The 21112-nt window shown below is 63.3% G+C and carries 9 protein-coding genes; 5 read left to right on the forward strand and 4 right to left on the reverse strand.

The features are described 5' to 3' along the window. Nucleotides 1-89 precede the first annotated feature (89 nt). Entirely contained in the window at nucleotides 90-1595 is a 1506-nt protein-coding gene (locus OQE62_RS04695; RefSeq protein WP_265720841.1) for a tryptophan halogenase family protein, read from the reverse strand. 105 nt (nucleotides 1596-1700) lie between these two features. Continuing rightward, a complete protein-coding gene (locus OQE62_RS04700) occupies nucleotides 1701-4889 on the reverse strand; it encodes a TonB-dependent receptor (RefSeq protein WP_265720842.1) in 3189 nt (1062 codons plus the stop codon). A 533-nt stretch (nucleotides 4890-5422) separates the two neighbouring features. Here OQE62_RS04700 and OQE62_RS04705 point away from each other — a divergent pair. From OQE62_RS04705 to OQE62_RS04715, 3 genes are all read left to right on the forward strand, one after another. Then, a complete protein-coding gene (locus OQE62_RS04705; protein ID WP_265720843.1) occupies nucleotides 5423-8113 on the forward strand; it encodes an endo-1,4-beta-xylanase in 2691 nt (896 codons plus the stop codon). 90 nt (nucleotides 8114-8203) lie between these two features. Beyond that, complete coding sequence (locus OQE62_RS04710) at nucleotides 8204-11086, forward strand: glycosyl hydrolase 115 family protein (protein ID WP_265720844.1); 2883 nt, start codon at nucleotides 8204-8206, stop codon at nucleotides 11084-11086. A 198-nt stretch (nucleotides 11087-11284) separates the two neighbouring features. Then, nucleotides 11285-13081, forward strand: a complete 1797-nt coding sequence (locus OQE62_RS04715) for a PQQ-dependent sugar dehydrogenase (protein WP_265720845.1) — start codon at nucleotides 11285-11287, stop codon at nucleotides 13079-13081. A gap of 369 nt (nucleotides 13082-13450) precedes the next feature. Here OQE62_RS04715 and OQE62_RS04720 read toward each other — a convergent pair whose 3' ends face one another. Continuing rightward, the gene (locus OQE62_RS04720; protein ID WP_265720846.1) at nucleotides 13451-14893 is read right to left on the reverse strand and encodes a discoidin domain-containing protein; all 1443 of its coding nucleotides are present in this window, start codon (nucleotides 14891-14893) and stop codon (nucleotides 13451-13453) included. 129 nt (nucleotides 14894-15022) lie between these two features. After that, complete coding sequence (locus OQE62_RS04725) at nucleotides 15023-15868, reverse strand: helix-turn-helix transcriptional regulator (RefSeq protein WP_265720847.1); 846 nt, start codon at nucleotides 15866-15868, stop codon at nucleotides 15023-15025. Nucleotides 15869-16378: 510 nt separating this feature from the next. Between OQE62_RS04725 and OQE62_RS04730 the strand changes: the two genes are divergently transcribed. Together OQE62_RS04730 and OQE62_RS04735 are read left to right on the forward strand one after the other, a co-directional pair. Beyond that, nucleotides 16379-18949, forward strand: coding sequence for a glycoside hydrolase family 9 protein (locus OQE62_RS04730; protein ID WP_265720848.1), 2571 nt, complete (start codon nucleotides 16379-16381; stop codon nucleotides 18947-18949). Between the two features lie 201 nt (nucleotides 18950-19150). Next, nucleotides 19151-21106 (forward strand): sialate O-acetylesterase, encoded by a 1956-nt coding sequence (locus tag OQE62_RS04735; protein ID WP_265720849.1) that lies wholly within the window; start codon nucleotides 19151-19153, stop codon nucleotides 21104-21106. Nucleotides 21107-21112 lie beyond the last annotated feature (6 nt).

Consider the following 21112-nt stretch of genomic DNA (forward strand, 5'->3'; position numbering starts at 1 on the left):
GACGGGCGCCGCTCATACACTGGCGGCAACAACAACCCCCATCATTGTTCCGAAAACTCAGCCGGCGCCTCTCAATCCAATACCGACAATCACGACGCGGCACAGTGCCGGCGGATAAACTCGCTGTGCGCCGGCATCGCCGCCACGGAGCGATCGATCACACGCTTGATCTCCGCCATCCGCGCCGCCAGCTTGTCATCCGGCATCACATCCACCAGCGGGTGATAGGCCCTGGGCACAATGCCCTGCCCCACCATCACCTCCATCCAGCTCAGCTCGTTGAACAGCTCACCGTCGACGCGCACGACCCGCCCGTTCCTTTTGAACTGCGCCATTTTCTGCACCAGTGTGTCGGGCAACGCCATGCTGCGGCAGTAGTTCCAGAATTCCGAGTCGTCCCGCTCGGTGGCGCTGTAGTGCAGGATCAGGAAATCGCGGATGCGATCCACCTCGAAATGGGTCTGGCGATTGTACTCGTCGATATCCTCCATATCGAAGTTGCGGTTCGGAAACAGCGTCAACAACCGCGCGATGGCGGACTGCACCAGGTGGATACTGGTGGACTCCAGCGGCTCCATAAAACCGCTGGCCAGGCCGATGGCGACGCAGTTCCTGTGCCAGAACTTTTCCCGCTTGCCGGTGGTGAACTTCAGCAGCTTCGGCTCCGCCAGCGGCGCGCCGTCGAGGTTGCTCAGCAGGATTTCGCGGGCCTCGTCGTCGCCCATGAAGCGGCTGCTGTACACATGGCCGTTGCCGATGCGGTGCTGCAGCGGAATGCGCCACTGCCAGCCCGCCGGCCGCGCAGTAGACCGAGTATAGGGAAGCGGTTCACCGGCGCTCTCGCAGGGCACCGCCCAGGCCCGATCGCAGGGCAGCCAGTGGCGCCAGTCCTCATAACCGACACCCAGCGTCTTCTCGATCAGTAGGCCTCGAAAACCAGTGCAATCGATAAACAGATCCGCCTCGATGGACTCGCCGCTTTCCAGCTCGACCGACTCGATAAAGCCGTCGTCCGGATTGAGATGGGTGTGGGCAATCTTGCCCTCGGTGCGCACCACGCCGCGCGCTTCGGCAAACTCTCGCAGATAGCGAGCGTAGAGGGCGGCGTCGAAGTGAAAGGCGTAGACGATATTCGACAGCGGCGAATTGCCGGCATCCACGGAACGCATGAACCGCCCCTGCAACGCCGCCGACGCGGTCAGGGTGTAATCGCCGATCTCCCCGGCGCGGCCCGCCAGGTGTTCCTTGAGCCAGTAGTGGTAGAAGGGAATCGCCTCCATATCCTTGCCCACCTCGCCGAAGGCGTGGATATAGGAAGTGCCCACCCTGCCCCAGTCGACAAACTCGATACCCAGTTTGAAAGTACCGCGCGTGTGACGCAGGAACTCGTTCTCGTCCAATCCCAACAGGCGATTAAAGAGCTGGATCTGTGGAATCGTCGCCTCGCCGACACCGACGGTGCCGATCTCCTCGGATTCCACCAGCTGGACCTGGCAGTGGCGGTTCCCGAGGATTTTCGCCAGCGCGGCGGCGGTCATCCAGCCGGCAGTACCGCCGCCGGCGATCAGGACTTTTCTTATATTCTTATCGGTCATGGCAAGCCCCGACTGCGGATATTATTCACAGGCCATTAAACCCAAAAAAGCGCACTGCCGAAACAGTGCGCAACCGGAGAGATGACTACGTCGGTGTAGCCAGGATCAGAACCTGGCCCGGGCGATCAGCGCGTAGCGGCGGTCCTGGATAAACCAGGAGCGCCCCGCTTCGGTACCCTCGTTGTCGAGCACCATCAGCGTCTCGGTCTGGGTATCCAGCAGGTTGGTGGCCTGCAGACCGATGGTCACCCCGTTGTCGAAGTTGTAAAACAGGGAGCCATCCATATAGCCCGCGTCGTCGTTGAATATCGGGTACTTGCTGATTTCGTCGCGGGTGGTCAGCAGGTACTTGGAGCGCCAGTTGTAGGCCAGGCGCGCCGACCAGGGGCCCTTCTCGTACAGGCCGACGAGATTGTAGGTGTGCTCCGAAACCCCGCGCAGCGGCAGCTGGGTAATATCCGGCAGCGGAAAGCGCTCCTCCTCGTCTTCACCGGTGACCGGCGCCGCCAGTTGCGATTGCGCGGTGTTCTTGAGGCCGGAATCGATCCAGGTGTAGTTGAGCTGCAGACCCAGGCCATCGAAGGGTTCCGGCAGCATGTCGTAAAACTGCTGATAGGCCACTTCCACGCCCTGCATATAACCGTCGCCGCCGTTGACAGTGGACTCGAAATCCACCGTCTGCACCTGCCCGGTGACCGGGTTGGCGAAGTCCCGCGGGAAGGCGCCCTTGATGAAGGTGTCGCTCAGGTCCTTGTAGAACAGCGAGGTGGTAAAGGAGCCCACATCGGCGAAATACCACTCCACCGAGGCGTCGTACTGGATCGACTCCATCGGCCACAGATAGGGGTTGCCGCCGGAGCCGGTCCAGTCCACCGCGGCGACGGATTTGATGTCGGTGCCCACATCGTCCTCACCGTCGCCGGAAGGCTCCGGCGCGTTGGGGGGCAGCTCGTCCGGGGAAAACCGGTCCACCCCCAACTGTCGCTGGCCCAGCACGGCCTGGTTCTTCACTTCCGACATATCCGGCAGTGCAATCGCCTTGGACACGGCGAAGCGCGTCAGCAGATCATCGCGCAGCTGCAGTTTCAGGTTGAAGCTGGGCAGCACCGTGCTGTACTCGCTCCAGCCCTCCTCCTCGGTAAAGGCGTCGTTGCCAAAGGCTTTTTCCCCGGCAGAGAGCCAGTTGTTGGGATCGCGCGCGTAGGCAATGGCCTCCTTCACGGTTTCGTAACGCTCGTCGGCCACGGCCTGCTCACCCCACGCCCAAACGGCTTCGTAATCGTCGAGATCGACCGGCGCTCCCTCCGGATAGGGCAGGCCCACCAGGTCCGGATACTGGATCGATCCCAGTGCCTCGCGCTCGAGCTCCACATAGCGCAGGCCCACATTGCCCTCGAAACGCAGCGCGGTGGAATCCGAGCCAAAATCCAGGCGCAGGTAGGCGGCGCGATTGGTTTCGGTGGTATCGTAGATTTCCGGTGCCTGGAAAATTCCCTCGGCCACGATATCCTCGCGCGACGGGTGGGGCTCCCAGGGCTCGCCCTCCGGCGAGATATAGATCTCCCGGTTTCCCTTGGCTACGCCCTTCACGAAATCCGCACTCGGGAACAGGAAGCCGCCATCCGGCACGCCGACCACGCCGCCGCGATGGAATTCATCGAAGTTCACATACTCGTAGGGCTGGTCCGCCACCTCCGGGTTGGTCAGGTACATGGGCGTGTTCCACTCGGCGCCGATGGCTCCCCAGTTGTAGGAGGTGCTGCGCACCGTCTGCTCCCGCTCGGCCATGCGCGCGCCGAATTTCGCCGCCCGCAACAGCCCCAGGGGCTCCTCCATGAAGTGGTAGGTGCCGTCGAAGCGCCCGGCGATGGATTCCCCTTCGGAGCGCTCGTAGTGATCCATGGCGGAGCGCCACCAGTAGTTTTCCGGATTCCTGAACCAGTTGGGGTTTTCACTGCCGTCGTAGGGCGCGCCCGGGTCTGTCAGCTCCAGGTTCGGCGTCTCGCCGCCGGCATCGTAGTCCTGCGCCATCCACTGGCCGAGAGAAACCTGAAGGTCGTCGTCCGCGGTCTCCGCCTGGATATACTGCAGGTCGAAGTTGTACTCCCAGTTGTCGTCGGGGGTCACCTTCAGGTTCACGGCGAAGTCGTCCACCACCGTGTGGGTATCCTTGTAGCGGGTATCGGTCTGGAACTTGGTACCGAACTGGCCGTCGTCCGGCGCATAGCCGCCGCGCCAGCCCGCTTCGGTGACCATGGCGCCCTTCTCGAATACACCGTCGTCGTCGAATGAAAACCGGGTACCATCCAGGGCGCCGACGTTGCGGTCTCCATCATAGGAGTCCCCCTGGTACTTGACCGCATTCTCCGTCCACGACAGCCGCGCATCCGAACGCATAAACTGCGCCGTGGCCAGCAGGGTCTCGTCCGGATCGGCCCACTGGAAAGCGGCGGCGTAACCCTTGCGGGTGCGGTCGTCGTGTTTCTTGAAGAAGTTGGAGGCGTTCGGCACCCAGACGGAATCGAAACCCTCCGCACCGGGCAGGCCGGCGGCGTCGTACTCGAGATAGGTATCCGACTGGATACCGTGGGAGGTCCCCAGCAATTCCGAGTGGGCTGCGTTCAACAGCAGTCCGAACTCCCCCACGCCAGTGGTCCAGCGGTCGCTGTAGAGCGCGGACAGTGTGGGTGTCCCGTCCTCGTCCAGGTCCCCCAGGGAGTAATCGCTGGAGACCGAAAAGGTCTGTTCCGGGCTGTCGAAGGGTTTGCGGGTACGCAGGCTGACGGTGCCGCCGATACCGCCCTCGATCATGTCCGCGGATTGGTTCTTGTAGATATCCACACCGCCCATCAGTTCCGGAGGCACATCCTGGAAGGACAGGCCGCGGCCGGAGTTGGCGGTGAAGGAATCGCGCCCGTTGAATTCGGAGCGGGTGGCGGTCATGCCGCGGATGATGGCACCGGAGCCCTCCACGCCGAAGTGGTCCGGGTCGTCGGAACCGGCAAAGCGCTCGATGGAAACCCCGGGCATGCGCTGCATGGCTTCCAGCACACTGCGGTCCGGCAGCGAGCCCATATCCTCCGCGGAAATGGAATCGACGAAGGTGTCCGCATTGCGCTTGATGTCCTGGGCATTCTGCAGGTTGTAGCGCACACCGCTGACCACCACTTCCTCCATGGCCGCCGGGCCTTGGGATTCCTCCTCCTCGCTGTCCTGGGCAAGAACCGGCTGGGTACCCATCGCCGTTGCGGCCAGAGTGATAATGACTTCGGAAAGTTTATTCTTCTTGAACATGGGTTTCTCCCATCTCGCTTTCTCCGCCGGTATGCCCCGCCCACCCGACTTGCGGGCCCGAAGAAGCTACAGCGGTTCGTTATTGTTATGCCTGCATCGGCTTATGCTATTTATTGGTACCGCTAACAATTTAAAGAATCGAACACCTTGCCTCGCTCTGTCAAGCCCCTCCGTCCGATTCAAAATGGTACTTGACAGCCAATATTGTAAACGTTTACACCTAATGTTAGCGTTAACGTAAATGATCCCGATACCAATGCCCGGGATCACAAGCTGCAAGCCGGGCGCATTCAGCGCCACGACACGAAAAGAATAATTGGACTTGCGCGACACCAGCGATGACACACTTGCCTTACCTTCACCAGTCAGTGTGCCCGCCCTCCGCGTCGACTCCTCGCAGGGTGGCTGCCGCGACCGAAGCTCCGTCCACACCGATGGAGCCCCGTGCCACCGTTCCAGAGGAACGGGCCACCCGTGCACTACAGGGTTATCCACAACAACAAAGCCCGGTACAACGGGCAAACGGGAAGGGTATGACCATGAAAAATCACCTGCTTAAAATCGCGATGTTGAGCCTTGCAGTGGCATCCGCCGGCTGCACCAACAAGGAGACCGAGGAACCGGACAACTCCGCGCCGCCGGACAACAACGCGGCACCCATCGCCGATGCCGGCAGCGACAGAACCGTCACCGCCGGCGAGTCCGTCACCCTGGCCGGCAGCGGCAGCGACGCCGACGGCACCGTTACCGATTACAACTGGAGCCAGGTCGCCGGCCCCTCGGTGGAACTCGGCGCGGGCGAGGGGGGAGCGGTCACCTTTATCGCACCGCAGACCGAAGAGGCGGCGACACTGGAACTCGAGCTGCGCGTGGGCGACGACGGCGGCGCCAGCAGCCCACCGGATACGGTGATCGTCACCGTATGGCCAGCGCTGGATAAATTCCTCGGCACCGCCACCGAAAGCGACGACGACTACCTGAACCTGACCACTTACTTCGACCAGGTTACCCCCGGCAACGCCGGCAAGTGGGGCAGCGTCGAGGCCACCCGCGACCAGATGGACTGGGCGGCGCTCGATACCGCGCATAATTTTGCCGGGAACCACGAGCTGCGCTACAAACACCACACCCTGCTCTGGGGCCAGCAACAACCCGACTGGCTGGCGGACCTGAGCGCCGAAGAGCAACTGCAGGAAATCGACGAATGGATGGCCGCGGTGGCAGAGCGCTACCCGGACCTGGACATGATCGATGTGGTCAACGAGCCGCTGCACGCGCCGCCGGCCTATATGGAAGCGCTGGGTGGTGAAGGCGACAGCGGCTGGGACTGGCTGATTACCGCCTTCGAAATGGCCCGCGAGCACTTTCCGGATTCCACGCTGATCCTCAACGATTACAACATCCTGAACCTGGAAGAGAGCACTGAAGACTACCTGATGCTGGTGGAGCTCCTGCAGGAGCTGGAGCTGATCGACGGTATCGGTGTACAGGCGCACTTCCTGGAGCAGATTTCCGCCGACACGGTGCAGAAGAACCTGGACCTGCTCGGCGGCGCCCGCCTGCCCATCTACGTATCCGAGCTGGATATCAATTACGCCGATGACGCGCGTCACGCCAACAAGCTGCGCGAACTCTTCACCGTTTTCTGGGAGCACCCGGCGGTGGCCGGCGTCACCCACTGGGGTTACCGCGAGGGCGCCACGTGGCGTGAAAACGCCTGGCTGCTGAACAGCGACGAAACCGAGCGCCCGGGGCTGGAGTGGCTGCGCTGCTACGCCATCGACGGCAACGAGGATTGCACCGTGCCCGAGTATGTACCCGCCGGCTGGAGCGGCGACGAATCCGGCCTCGTCCTGGAGGCGGAGCTGTTCGACGAAGGCGAAGGGCTGCTGGCCTCCGGCGAAATCATTTCCCACGTCGATGTCGGCGACTGGATCGTATTCAGGGGCGTGGAATTCCAGCAGGGCTGGGACGGCCTCAAGGTGAACTACGCCAAGGGCGAAGTCGAGGACGGGGGCGCAACCGGCAGCATCTCCGTGCGGTTCGACTGTGACGACGTCAACAGTTGCAGCGAAGTCGCCAGTGTTCCCCTGCCGCCCACCGGCGGCTGGAACAGTTTCGACACCGTCGATACCGAGTGGGAGCCCACAGAAGGGAAACACGACGTCTACCTGCGCTTTATGAGTGCGGCGAATGTGGGCAATATCGACTGGCTGCGCTTCGGCTCCACCGAGGTGACGCGAATCAACCTGGTGGAAGATGGCGGCTTCGAGGGTGACACCATCGACTCCGGCTGGAGCGTCTGGTACACCGACGAAGGCGAACTCGCGCTGACCGACACGGCCAATTCCGGCAGTCAGGGCCTGAGCCTTTCCGGCCGCACCGACGCCGGCGCCAACCGCGCCTCCTACGACCTGACCGGCAAAGTGGAAGCCGGCGAAACCTATCCGGTAAGCGCCTGGGTCTCCCACTCGGGCCCCGATGCGGCGCAAGTTACCCTGTCGTACAAAATGCGCTGCAACGACATTCCTGACGGGGACTCCAGCTATAGCGGAATCGAAGACAACACAGCCGTTCCCGCGAACGAATGGACGCAGCTCTCCGGGGAGCTCACGGTCCCAGCGGATTGCGATGTGATCAACGAGGTACGCATCTACTTCGAGAATACGCCGCTCGACGTGGAAACTCTCTACTACGACGATGTGGAAATTCTGGGCTGGGGCACCGCTGCACCCGAGCCGGGGAATGGTGACAACCTGGTGGAAGGCGACTTCGAAGCGGGAAAAGGCAACTGGACCGCCGGCAATGCCGAAGTCAGTGAACCCGGCACAATTGAGCCATCCAGTGAAGAGGCGTACAGCGGTGAACAAAGCCTGAAGGCCTCCGGCTTCTTCAGCAGCGGCGAAGATACCTGGGGCAGCTACGCCGCCCACGACCTGACCGACCTGCTGGAAGCCGGTACCACCTATGCCGTGAGTGCCCAGGTATTGCTCAGTCAGGACGACGTGGTCAGCATTACCCGCGAGCTCAATATCTGCGATGGCCTCGAGCAGTGGGTATCGGTGGTTGAGCAGGAACAGGTAACCGCCGGACAATGGACCCATCTCAGCGGCCAATTCGAGGTACCCGCGGGCTGCGAGTTCGAATCGGCGCAGATCTACTTCGAACACACCACGGGAGGTACCGATGTATATATTGACGAGATATCGGTAACCGCCCAGTAGCGCGACCCCAAAAGGGCGTTCAAGAACAGCGGGAGCCCCGGCGGCTCCCGTTTTTTTGGTATCAAAAAACCAAGAAGTAAACGACCGCTTATGAAATCGAGCATTTTTTCCCTGCCCCGCCTGCTGATCACCCTCGCCACTCTGCTACTGGCCGGGCGCGCCGCGGCGCTCGGGGAACCCGCCTTTATCACCGACAGCCCCGGCGAAAACGCCGTGCGCATCGTCGAAGGCGAAAGCGCCGCCAGCCTCTACCGGGACACAAACGCCGACAGCGCCATCGCCATTGCCCTCGACAACCTGCAGCGGGATATCCGGCGGGTCACCGGCGAGAAACCCCGGCTGGTCACCGATGCGCAGAATCTCGGCAAGCAGGCGATTATCGTCGGCGAGATCGGTACCAGCCCGCTGATCGACCGGCTGATCGCCCAGGGAAAAATCGATGCAAGCGAAATAAAAGGCCAGTGGGAGGGCTACCTGATCCGCGCCGTCAGCAATCCGCTCGACGGCGTCGAACAGGCGCTGGTGGTGGCCGGCAACGACCGCCGCGGCACCGCCTACGGCCTCTACACCATCAGCGAGCAGATCGGCGTCTCACCCTGGTACTGGTGGGCCGATGTGCCGGTGGAAAAATCCGAAAACCTGTTCGCAAAAGCCGACACCCGAATTACCGACAGACCGGCAGTGAAATACCGCGGCATCTTCCTCAACGACGAGGCGCCGGCGCTGACCGGCTGGGTGCAGGAAAAGTTCGGCGACTACAACCACGAATTCTATGAACACGTGTTCGAACTGCTGATGCGCCTCAAGGCCAACTACCTGTGGCCGGCCATGTGGAACAACGCTTTCAACGACGACGACCCGCAGAATATGGTGCGCGCCCACGCATACGGCATCGTCATGGGCACCTCCCACCACGAACCCATGATGCGCGCCGACAAGGAGTGGAACCGCCACGGCGAGGGCGACTGGGACTACGCCACCAACCCGCAAAACCTCTACGATTTCTGGCGCGAGGGGGCCGAACGCAACAGGCCCTACGGCAGTATCTATACCCTGGGTATGCGTGGCCAGGAAGACACGCCCATGAGCGAGGAGCAGAATATCGATCTGCTGGAAACCATCGTCGACGACCAGCGCGAAATACTGAAAGACGTCTTCGACGATCGCGACATCACCCAGGTGCCGCAGGTCTGGGCCCTGTACAAGGAAGTGCAGGGCTACTACGAAGACGGCATGCGCGTGCCCGACGACGTGACCCTGCTGTGGGCCGACGACAACTGGGGCAATATCCGCCGCCTGCCCACCCCGGATGAGCGCGACCGCAGCGGCGGCGCCGGGGTCTATTACCACTTCGACTATGTGGGCGGCCCGCGCTCCTATCGCTGGATGAATGTCACTCCCATCGCCAAGATCTGGGAACAGATGAACCTGGCCTACCGGTACGACGCGCGCCGCATCTGGATCGTCAACGTCGGGGACCTGAAGCCGCAGGAATTTCCCACGGAATTCTTCCTGCGCATGGCCTGGGATCCCGCCGACTGGCCCAAAGAGCGGCTGGAGGAGTTCGGGCAACTGTGGGCCGAGCGGGAATTCGGCCCCGAACACGCGGCAGAAATCGAGAACCTGGTCACCGGCTACAGCCGCCACAACGGCCGCCGCAAACCGGAACTGATGGGCCCGGACACCTACAGCCAGCTTCACTACCGCGAGGCGGACCGTATCAGCGCGGAGCTGATCGATATGACGGAAAAAGCGGAAGCCATTTACCGGGAACTGGACGATGACTACCGGGATGCGTTTTTCCAGCTGGTGCAGCACCCGGTCGAGGCGACCCGCACCGTCAGCGAACTCTACAACGCCACCGCCAAGAACCGTCTCTACGCACAACAGGGACGCGCGCAAGCCGACGACTACGCACAGCGCGCCCGCGCACTGTTCGAAGCCGACGCAGCGCTGGCAGATCGGTATCACCGTATCAACGGCGGCAAGTGGAATCACTTTATGGACCAGACCCATATCGGTTATACCCACTGGAACAATCCGCCGCGCAATACCATGCCGGTCACCTACGACTATCAACCGCACGACGCCGCCGATATGGGCGTCGCCGTCGAAGGCAGCGCGAAATTCTGGCCGGCGAGTGGCGACCTGGCACTGCCGCAGTTCAGCCCCTACGGCCCGCAAGACCACTACATCGACGTCTTCAACCGCGGCAACGCGCCCTTCGACTTTTCCGCCGCGCCCAGTGCCGACTGGATCCGGGTCAGCAAAACCGAGGGTGCGGTGGAAGTCGGCGAGCGCCTGCAGGTCTCCATCGACTGGAAGACCGCACCGGTGGGCCGGAGCGAGGGAAGCATAAAGATCGAGGGCACCGGCTGGGGCGGCGCCAACATCGCCATCGACGCTTTCCAGCCCGACAGGAATACGCGTGAAAACATACACGGCTTTGTCGAGGCCGACGGCCATATCGCCATCGAGGCAGCCAACTTCAGCCGCAGCGGCAAGGCAGACAGCGGTACCGGCTGGGAGGAAATCGAACAGCACGGCCGCACGCAATCCTCCATCTCGGTCTTCCCGGTCGGCGATCGCCGCTACGAAAAAATCACCGACGCCCCTTGGGTGGAATACGATCTCTACCTGTTTAGCGAGGGCCCCATCCGCATCGAGGGAATCTTCGCCCCCAGCCTGGATTTCGCCCCGGACCGCGGCCTGCGCTACGCTGTGTCCATCGACGGCGGCGAGCCGCAGGTGATCGATATTCTGCAGGACGACTCCAAATCCGCCTGGGCCGAAGCCGTTCGCAACGGCGTGCGCCGCGCCGATAGCGAGCACACTATCGAAAAAGCCGGCCCGCACAAACTGCGCATCTACGCGCTGGATCCGGGGATAACGCTGCAGAAGCTGATCGTCGATACCGGCGGCCTGCGCCAGAGTTACCTAGGCCCGCCGCAGAGTCGCCATATCGCACGGTAGCCCCTGTAGGAGCCTGCTTGCAGGCGAACAGCCGAGGAGGCCGCACTCTCTTCGCCTGCAAGCAGGCTCCTACAGCCCGGCATCAAACGCCAGGCCCTATATAAAATGCACCGCAATTCCTGTTCGGCTTTGTTCAAGCCCCGGTGATCATTGGGCCTTTAGTCTGTCGCTACACGGAACAACCGACGGACTCAAGCCATGAAATCAACACCTGTATCCCAGCGGATTTTCCGCGACCATTTTTCAGTTTTGCGATCACTGTCGATCGCGGCACTGGCTGCAACCGTATTACCAGTTCACGCCGACAGCGCCGCCGACCTCTACAAGAACCACTGCAGCGGCTGCCACGGCAATGCACCGCCGGCTCTGGCGACAGAAGCGGCGGAAAAAATCATTCGCGACGGTCGCCCCGGCCGGGGCATGCCCGCCTTCGGTGCCAACCTGGATAGCGGCGAAATCCGCTCCCTGGCCCGGTATCTCGGCGGCAGCGCCCAGCACGATCCCGTATCGGCAATGGACCTGAATCCGGAGCACTCCTACGGCTATCGGGTCCTGACTTCCGAAGCGGATCCGCAGTTGCGCTACCTGGGATTTTTCAATACTGGCGACAGCCTCTGCTACGACGATATCGACCTGGGCGGCGTCGCCAGCCTGGAACTGGATTACGCCAACGGCGGTACGGACCCCGGCCGCTTTTCACTGGTGGCCATAGACAACAGCGGCGCAATCGTTCACTTGGGCGAAAAGGAAACACCGGTGACCGGCGGCTGGGAAAAATTCGGTGAACTGGATATCGGCCTGGCGCGGCGTTTGGAAGGGCCGCACCAGCTCTGTTTTGCCGGTATCTACGGCAGCGGGGTCTTCAACCTGCGCAGTTTCACCCCCAGTGCCCGTCCGGCGCAGCACGGCGCCATTACCCGGCAGATTGCTTTCAACGCCGACGGCCTGCTGGCACCGAGATACGCCAGTAAAACGATTCGTGCCGGCGGCCACAGGTTCAAGGCAGAGCGCATCGCCGGCGCCCCGGGGGAACTCTGGGCCATGGATTTCCTGCCCGGCGGCGAGCTCATCGCCACGCAACTGGATGGCCAGTTGTGGCTGTTCAAAAACGGCGAGCGCCGCGGGCCCGTGCGCGGCATTCCCGAAGTGCACTACAGCGGCCAGGGCGGCCTGCTGGAAGTGACCGCGCACCCGGACTATGCGGAAAACGGCTGGCTCTACCTCACCTTTGCCGACTCAGGGGAAAACGGCAATATGACCCGGGTGGTACGCGGCCGCCTGCGCGGCCTGCAGTGGACGGAGCAGCAGGATATCTATCGCGCACCGGCGCGTTTCCACAGCGATACCACGCACCACTACGGCTCGCGCCTGCAGGTGCGCGACGGCTATGTATTTTTCAGCATCGGCGACCGCGGCAACCGCGACAGCGCCCAGGACACCGACGATCCCCGCGGCAAGATCCACCGCCTCCGCGACGACGGCCGCATACCGGCGGACAACCCCTTTGAAAACAGCGTCTGGAGCTACGGCCACCGCAATCCCCAGGGACTGGCGCTGCAGCCGGCCGGCGGCGCCCTCTGGTCCGCCGAGCACGGCCCCCGCGGCGGCGACGAGATCAACCGACTGCACGGCGGCCGCAACTACGGCTGGCCGCTGGCCACCCACGGAATCAACTACGATGGCAGCATCATTACCGAACACGCGGAGCGCGAGGGGATGGAGTCGCCGCTACACCACTGGACGCCATCCATCGGCGTATCGGCGCTCGATTTCTACCGCGGCGACCGCTTTCCCGCCTGGCGCGACCAACTGCTGGTGGCCAGCCTCGCCACCCAGGAATTGCGCCTGCTGCAGATAGAGGACGGCAGAGTTACCGGCGACGAGATACTGCTGGATAACGCCAACCGTATCCGCGATGTGCGCAGCGGGCCGGACGGCTACCCGTACCTGGTGATGGGCGACGGCATCTATCGGTTGGAGCCGGTGGAGGGATAATGTTGGACTTCACGGAGTTCAGTCCAACCTGCGCTTTTTTCTCCCGAAAGTCGGGTAGGGTGCGCCCTGCGCACCGGCCCGATCAATGCCAAAAAGAATATCCAGACCAGATGCGAAGGCCCTGCTGCCGGGAGCTGTTTGTGAAACGATTAACTCGGGATATCCATGTCCCTCACCCTTCGGGCGCCTGCGGCGTTCAAATCGGCTGGTCCGGCCGCTCCATGTATTCACGGCGCCTTCGGCCCTACCGATTTGTGCCGATGAGGCTGTTGAGCAAACAGCTACCGGCAGCAGGGCCGCCCCGGTATCTGCTTACGCGATCAATGGTGCGCACGGCGCACCCTACATAAATCTCCGCATCGGCCATTATTAATTCGGCAGATCCCCGTAGACCTCGAACTCGTACAGCGAATACCCCCAGCGGGTCGCGCGCTCCCGCGCCAGCAGGCGCACATAGCGGGCGTCGACCGGATCCAGTTCAATCTCGTCCACACCGCCGTCGCCGTCCGGCTGGCGGTGCACCGTGGACCATTCGCGCTCATTGCCGGAAACCTGGATATCGTAGTCGCGGCCGTAGGCGCCCTCCCACAGCAGCTTCACCTTATCGATACGATAAGATTCACCCAGGTCCAGATAGATCCAGTTGTGATCCTCGTAATTGCTGGACCAGCGGGAACCCTCGTCGCCATCGCGCACAAAACCCGGGTCGGCGGTGTATTTGCGCACCTCGCTGGAAGAGCTGACCGCAGAAACACCGTGGTAGCGCGCCAGGTTGCCGCTGCCCGGCGGCCGCACGGAAACCTCGAAGGCGGTTTTGCCGACCAGGCCCCGCGGGCTCAGCACCTCCACGTTCAAGCTGGCCGAACCGTTGCCGCCATCGGCAAACGCCAGATCGACGCGACCGGCCTCGTCGACGACGGCCTGCACCAGCTGTGGATTGGAATTACCGGCGATACGATAACGCAGCCCTTCACTGTCGCCGGCCAGGTGGCTGATCCGGTTCAGGTCGATATAGTCATCCACCTCCCCGGTACCCCGCGGAAAAACCCCCTCCGCAACCTGCTCCACAATCGGGTAACCCAATAGCCAGCGAACACTGTTGCGCAGCAGGCGCCGGTAGCCGGGATTTTCAATCGCGCTGCGTTTATGCCCCAGCGCCATCCCCATGGCGCGCCCCTCCTGCCACGGGCGCCACCAGAGCACCGGGTGATTTTCCGCGCGCGCGATCACCTCTATCTCGTCAGTGCCGGGCTGGACCACAAAGAGTTCGTCGTGAATGCGGAAGTTGGGCTGGCCCCGGGCCACCGGGTGTTGTTGCTGGTCGTTGTAGTCGTAGCCGTACCAGGCGTCGAAGGTAAACACTTCGTACTCGTGGGGGCCGTCGCCGCCGACAAGGTGGCCGCCGATCAGCTCCCGGTAGCGCGGCGCATTCAGGAAACTCGCCAGCCCCATGTCCAGCGCCAGGTAGGATTGCCCCCCGGCAATAAAATTGAAAAAGGCATCCAGTTGCTCCTGCGATGGTGTCAGGAACAGGGAGTTGTTGATGATCAGCTCGTAGTCCGCCAGCGTGCGCTCGTTCAGCAACGACAGATCCTCGCTGACCTCCACCTCGGCAATACCCTCCAGCAGCCGCGCTATATCGCGGCTGAATAACTCCGGCTGCCAGTCGGGATAGCCGTGCTGCTGCCGGTTTTCACCGCTGCCGGTCAGCAGCAGTACCCGCGGCAGCTCCGCCGCCCGCGACGGCACCCAGTACAGCAGGGCAATCGCCAGCAGTAGTGCCACCAATCGATATTTCGTGTTGCCAGTCACTTTTCCTCTCCTCGATGATCCGTGAAACAGTTTCCGATCGCCAAAAACGGCCGGGCAATCGACGGGAGCGGAATCAATATCACGGCGAAAGAAAGCGGGGCTTGAAGAAAAGCGAAGGGATATCGGTGTTCAGCCCAGATTGCACAGATAGGCCCGGCTCTCCTCGCCGAGAAAGAATCCGGTCAGCGGTGTTTCCAGGCGGCGGTACGCGGACGGGCTGATACCGGCCAGGGTGCGAAAATCCCGCGAAAAGTGGGCCTGGTCGCTGTAGCCACAGCGGTGGGCCAGCTCGGTGAGGGGTACGGTGGAGCGGGTCAGGCCGTGCAGGCTTTTCTGGAAACGCACCATCTTCAGCAGTTGTACCGGTGTCAGGCCCACCCGCTGCCGGAACTGCTGCTGCAGATAGCGATCACTGACTCCCAGCGCCGCGCACAGCGATTCGATACGCGGCGGCTCCGCCGCGCAGAAAAGCGCGCGCACGGCCGCCTCCACCAGCCGGTAGCCGCGCCCCACCTCCCCGCGGCGCGCCAGTTGCTGTGACAGAAAGTTTTCCGCGATCGCCGCGAACCGCTCCAGTGTCGGCTTCGCGAAAACCGCATCCCGCAGCGCCAGCAGCGAATCGCCAAACAGCAGGCGCAGGTCGATGGACTGGTCGCGCAGGTCCCAGATGGACTCGCCGGTAAACCGGGAAAAGCTGTGGGGGAAAAACTTGATACCGTAATAGTGCTGGCTGCCACAGGTGCGCAGCTCGTAGGGTCGGCTCATCTGCCCCACCAGCTCCACGGCGGGATTGGCGTGAAAATCATCGACACCATCGCGGCGCAACACGCGCGTATCGATATTGAACACGATCTCCTGGCAACCGTCGGGCAGGGTGCGGTCACTCAGCTCCAAGGGTTGCGGTGCGCTGATCATCCAGAAACAGTTGACGAACGGCCGCAGCGCGCGCCCGGGCGACAATTCCCGATATTGCATTGACCAGCCTCCCTTGCGAATTCGCGATCACCCCGGGGCAGAATTCCCCAACCGCCGCTGCCGTCGAGTCTCCGGGCACTATTCCGGTCACGAAATGCCCGAAAATCGAGCAATTTTGTAAAGCCGCGAATCGGAATTGGTTATTAAACGATCTGTTTGAGCCGAGCCACCCGTCGAGTTGGCATCAATTGACGCCCAAGTGATTTGTAAACGTTTACACGCAGTGGTAGCGTTATCATTAATACCAGAGTGGGACCGGTCTCGGCGAGACCGGCCTCCCGGAAACGACAAAAATAATTCGGCATTTCGGCGATGAAGCACTCCGACCCTAATCCGGACTCCGCACCCGCTCTGTACCCCGACTCTCCACAGGGTGGTGGAAGCGCGGGGCCGGCAGCAATGCTGCTGCCGGCTTCCGCCCTCTTCCACACCGCCACTCACACAGGGGCGGCCGCGCCCGGCAGGCGCCGGGCCCGGAACAGGCCCCCGCAGTCTCCGACGGAAATAACCATGCAATCCCGATTCACCGCTCACGGCGCGCGCACCCTGCTCGCCGCCCTGTTCGCCTGTGCCACCGCCCTGCCAGCGTCGGCCCAGAAACTGGCACTCAACCAGAGCGACTATTTCGAAAGTCGCGGCGCCGAGGTACTGGTCTTCAGCAACCCGACCGGCGGCACCTTCAACGATGCCAAGACCAGTGGCGTGGAACTCATCCACCACGGCGTGCGCACCGCCACCAACGGCGATGTGCGCCTGCACCACACGCCGGAGCAGTGGGACCCGATGGCGGAAATGGTATCGCGGGATGTTCAGCGCGAGGGTCGGCGCATCGATGTCGAGATGCGCTACGACACGCTGGACTTCTCCTACCATATCCGCGGCGAGGCCCGCGACGACGGCTTCGCCCTGAGCGTTGTGCTGGACGAGCCGCTGCCGGACCCACTGGCCGGCCGCGCTGGCCTGAACCTGGAATTCATCCCGGCGGAATACTTCGGCCGCGCCTTCCTGATGGACGAAGACAGCGGCCTGCTGCCCCGGGCCGCCGCCGGCGGCATGACCATGCGGGACAACGGCGAGACACAGCCGCGCCCGCTGGCCAGCGGGCGCCAACTGGTACTGGCGCCGGAAGACGCCGGGCGCCGGGTGCGTATCCGCGCCACAGAATCCACCGCCGACCTGATGCTGTTCGACGGCCGCGCCAAGGGGCAGAACGGCTGGTATGTGGTGCGCAGCCTGCTGCCGGCGGACGCCACCGGCGTGGTAGCAGAATGGCACCTGCAGATGAATACCCGGCCGGACTGGCTGCGCGAGCCGGTGATTACGCACTCGCAGGTGGGCTATCACCCGCGGCAACAGAAACGCGCCCTGATCGAACTGGACAGGAACGATACCGCGCGGCCCGAGGCGCGGCTGCTGAAAATCACCGCCGACGGCAGCGGGGAAGAGCAGTTTGCCGCCGCGGTGCGCGATCGCGGCCGCTACCTGCGCTACGACTACGCCGAGTTCGATTTCAGCCGGGTCACCGAGCCCGGCCTCTACCGGATCGAGTACGGCGACCAGCGCAGCGCGCCCTTCCCGATCGGCGAGGATGTTCTCGCCTCCGTCTGGCAGCCGACCCTGGACGTCTTCTTCCCGGTGCAGATGGACCATATGCGCGTGCGCGAGGCCTACCGGGTCTGGCACGGCGCCTCCCACCTGGACGACGCCCTGCAGGCGCCGGTGAACTACGAACACTTCGACCTCTACGCCCAGGGCCCGCAGACGGATACGGAATTCGAGCCGCTGGAGCATATTCCCGGGCTGGATAGCGGCGGCTGGTACGACGCCGGCGACTACGACATCCGCACCCAGTCCCAGTACGCCGCGGTGCGGCAACTGGTGCACGCCTTCGAGGAATTCGGCATCGCCCGGGACAACACCACCGTCAGCCAGGAAAAGCGCTACGCGGAAATTCACCTGCCGGACGGCAAACAGGACATACTGCAACAGATCGAGCACGGCACCCTGGCGCTGCTGGCCCAACACCGCGCCCTGGGCCACGCCATTCCCGGCATCGTCGCCGCGCACCTGTACCAGTACCCGCACCTGGGCGACGGCTCCACCAAAACCGACAACCTCGTTTACAAACCAGAGCTGGATCCCCTGGCTGACGAGCGCACGGTGGGCGAACTGTTTGCCGCCGACACCAACGCGCCGCGCCCGCCGCGCCGCACCCTGAACCGGGACGGCGACCACAGCGGCGTCTTCGACGATCGCTGGGCCTTCACCAACCGCAGTACCGCCTTGAACTACGGCTCCGCCGCCGCCCTGGCCGCCGCCGGCCGCGCGCTGCGCGATTACAACGACGAACTGGCGGCGGAGAGCCTGCAGACCGCGCAGCGGGTCTGGCGCGACGAGCACAGCCGCGAGCCGGCCCTGTTCCGCCACGGCAACACCACCGGCGGCCGCCTGCCGGAGGAACAACTGAAAGCCGCGGTAGAACTGCTGAAAAGTACCGGCGACCAGCAGTACGCCGACGGCGTGCGCCAACTGCTGCCCGAAGTGCGCGACAACTTCGCCTTCAATGTGCCCGCGCTGGTACAGGCCATGCCGTTGATGGGCGACGACTACCGGGCACAGATCCGCGAACTGGCCGCGGATTTCGCGGAAAACCAACGGCAGATGGACGGCGAAAACCCCTTCGGCGTACCGATTACCGAATTCGGCTGGGCCGGTAACGGAGCCGTGGTCTATGCGTCCATCGCCAACTACTACCTGCACCGCGCCTTCCCGGAACTGGTGGATGACGAGCGCGTCTACCGCGGCCTCAACTACCTGTTCGGCACCCGTCCCGGCGGCAGCTACTCGTTCGTTTCCGGTGTCGGCGCCCGCTCGCAGACGGTGGCCTACGGCTCCAACCGCGCGGACTTTTCCTTTATCCCCGGCGGCGTGGTGCCGGGCGCGCTGATACTGCCGCCGGACCTGCCCGAAAACCGCGACAACTGGCCGTTTTTCTGGGGCCAGAACGAATATGTGATTACCGTGGGCGCCAGCTACCTGTTCCTGGCCAACGCCGCACAATCACTGCTGGAGTCGCAATGAAAAACCAGAACCGCCGTCATTCCGGCGAAAGAGCGTCATGCCGGACCTGATCCGGTAGCGGCATCCAGATGCAGGGTGCGCCGTGCGCACCACTGTATTTGGGTCGTGTGATAGAAGAACTCTCTTGATGTCCCCGCGTTGTACCATGCGGTAGTTCCCCTCCCCCTCGCGGGGGAGGGCATTTTTTCCGGAGCATCTACCATGAATCGCAACAAAAACCGCCGCTGGCTGCTGCCCGCCCTCGCCGCACTGCTGTCCGCGCCACTACAGGCCGAAGTCACACTGCCCAGACTGATTTCCGACGGCATGGTGCTGCAGCGGGATACAGAACTGAAAATCTGGGGCCGGGCCGATCCGGGCGAGTCGGTCTCGGTACAGTTCGATCGGGAGACCTACCGCACCGAGGCAGACGACGGCGGCAACTGGCAATTGACTCTGCCGGAGCAGCCCGCCGGCGGGCCGCACAGTATGCGCATCGAGGGCGACAACAGCATCGCCATCGACGATATCCTGATCGGCGATGTCTGGCTCGCCTCCGGCCAGTCGAATATGGAATACCCGCTGCGGCGCATACTGCCCCCCTATGGTCCCTCCATCGACCTGCACTACACCGATAGAATCCGCCAGTTCGCAGTACCGCAGCGCTACGATTTCAAAACGCCACAGGCGGACCTGGACGGCGGCCGGTGGCAGCGCGCCAGCGAGCAAAACCTGCCGGCATTCAGCGCCGTGGGCTACTTCTTCGCCGAGCGGCTGCACGCGCAGCGGGGCGTACCCATCGGCGTGATCAACGCCAGCCTGGGCGGTTCGCCGGCGGAGGCCTGGCTCAGCGAAGAGGCGCTGAAAAAATTCCCGCAACACTACAAGGAACTGCAACGCTTCAAGGACGACGCCCTGATCGAACACATCCAGCGGGAAGACAAGGCCCGCTCCGATCGGTGGCACAACCGGGTCGACAGCCGCGACGCCGGCCTGGACGGCGGCGAGCCCGCCTGGGCCGCCGCGGAACTGGACACATCGGACTGGAAAACCCTCGAGGTCCCCGGCTACTGGGCCGATACCGAGGGCGAAATCGTCAACGGCGCCGTGTGGCTGCGCAAAACCTTCACGCTGCCGGAACACCTGGATGGACAGGACGCGATGCTGGCGCTGGGCAGAATCGTCGACGCGGACACCACCTATATCAACGGCGAGAAAGTCGGCAACACCACCTACCTCTATCCGCGCCGGCGCTACCCGGTGCCGGCGGAGCTGCTGGACACCGGCGAGAACACCATCGCCATCCGCGTCATCAACCAGCGGGGCCGCGGCGGCTTTGTCGCCGACAAACCCTACCGGCTGCGCTTCGGCCACAAATATATCGACCTGCGCGGCGACTGGCAGTACAGGATCGGCACCACCGCGGAACCGGCGCCGGACCAGACCTTCGTGCGCTGGAAACCCACCGGCCTCTATAACGGCATGATCCACCCGCTGCTCGACTACCCGATCAGGGGCGCCATCTGGTACCAGGGCGAATCCAACGTGGGCCGCGCAGAGGAGTACAGGCAACTCTTCCCCACACTGATCCGCGACTGGCGCAGCCGCTGGCAGCGCGATTTTCCGTTCCTGTTCGTGCAACTGACCAATTTCCTCGAAGCCAGGAATGCCCCCGGCGACAGCGACTGGGCGCGCCTGCGCGAGGCCCAGGCCAGCGCGCTGGCACTGCCCGACACCGCCATGGCCGTGGCCATCGACGTCGGCGAGTGGAACGATATCCACGCGCTCGACAAGAAAACCGTCGGCGACAGGCTGGCCCTGGCCGCGCAGCAAAGGGTGTACGGCGAGGACATCGTCGGCAGCGGCCCGCGCTTCGAATCGATGAAAATCGACGGCGACCGCGCCCTGCTCCGCTTTTCCGGTATCGGCGATGGGCTGGCAGCCCGCGGCGGCCCGTTGCGGGAGTTTGCACTGGCCGGCGAGGATCGACAATTCCACTGGGCCGAGGCCGAGATCGTCGGCGACCGCGTCATACTGCACAGCGACGCAGTGGACGACCCGGTGGCCGTGCGCTACGCCTGGGCGGATAACCCGGAGAACGCCAATCTCTATAACAGCGCCGGTTTACCGGCCGCTCCCTTCCGCACCGATGACTGGCCGCGGGACGCGGAGCACTGATGTTCT

Source organism: Microbulbifer halophilus (genome assembly GCF_026183675.1).
GTDB classification, from domain to species: domain Bacteria; phylum Pseudomonadota; class Gammaproteobacteria; order Pseudomonadales; family Cellvibrionaceae; genus Microbulbifer; species Microbulbifer halophilus.

Coding starts and splice junctions, on each gene's coding strand:
- OQE62_RS04695 (WP_265720841.1), bottom strand. CDS start 1,595: ATGACCGATAAGAATATAAGAAAAGTCCTGATCGCCGGCGGCGGTACT.
- OQE62_RS04715 (WP_265720845.1), top strand. CDS start 11,285: ATGAAATCAACACCTGTATCCCAGCGGATTTTCCGCGACCATTTTTCA.
- OQE62_RS04730 (WP_265720848.1), top strand. CDS start 16,379: ATGCAATCCCGATTCACCGCTCACGGCGCGCGCACCCTGCTCGCCGCC.
- OQE62_RS04710 (WP_265720844.1), top strand. CDS start 8,204: ATGAAATCGAGCATTTTTTCCCTGCCCCGCCTGCTGATCACCCTCGCC.
- OQE62_RS04735 (WP_265720849.1), top strand. CDS start 19,151: ATGAATCGCAACAAAAACCGCCGCTGGCTGCTGCCCGCCCTCGCCGCA.
- OQE62_RS04705 (WP_265720843.1), top strand. CDS start 5,423: ATGACCATGAAAAATCACCTGCTTAAAATCGCGATGTTGAGCCTTGCA.
- OQE62_RS04700 (WP_265720842.1), bottom strand. CDS start 4,889: ATGTTCAAGAAGAATAAACTTTCCGAAGTCATTATCACTCTGGCCGCA.
- OQE62_RS04725 (WP_265720847.1), bottom strand. CDS start 15,868: ATGCAATATCGGGAATTGTCGCCCGGGCGCGCGCTGCGGCCGTTCGTC.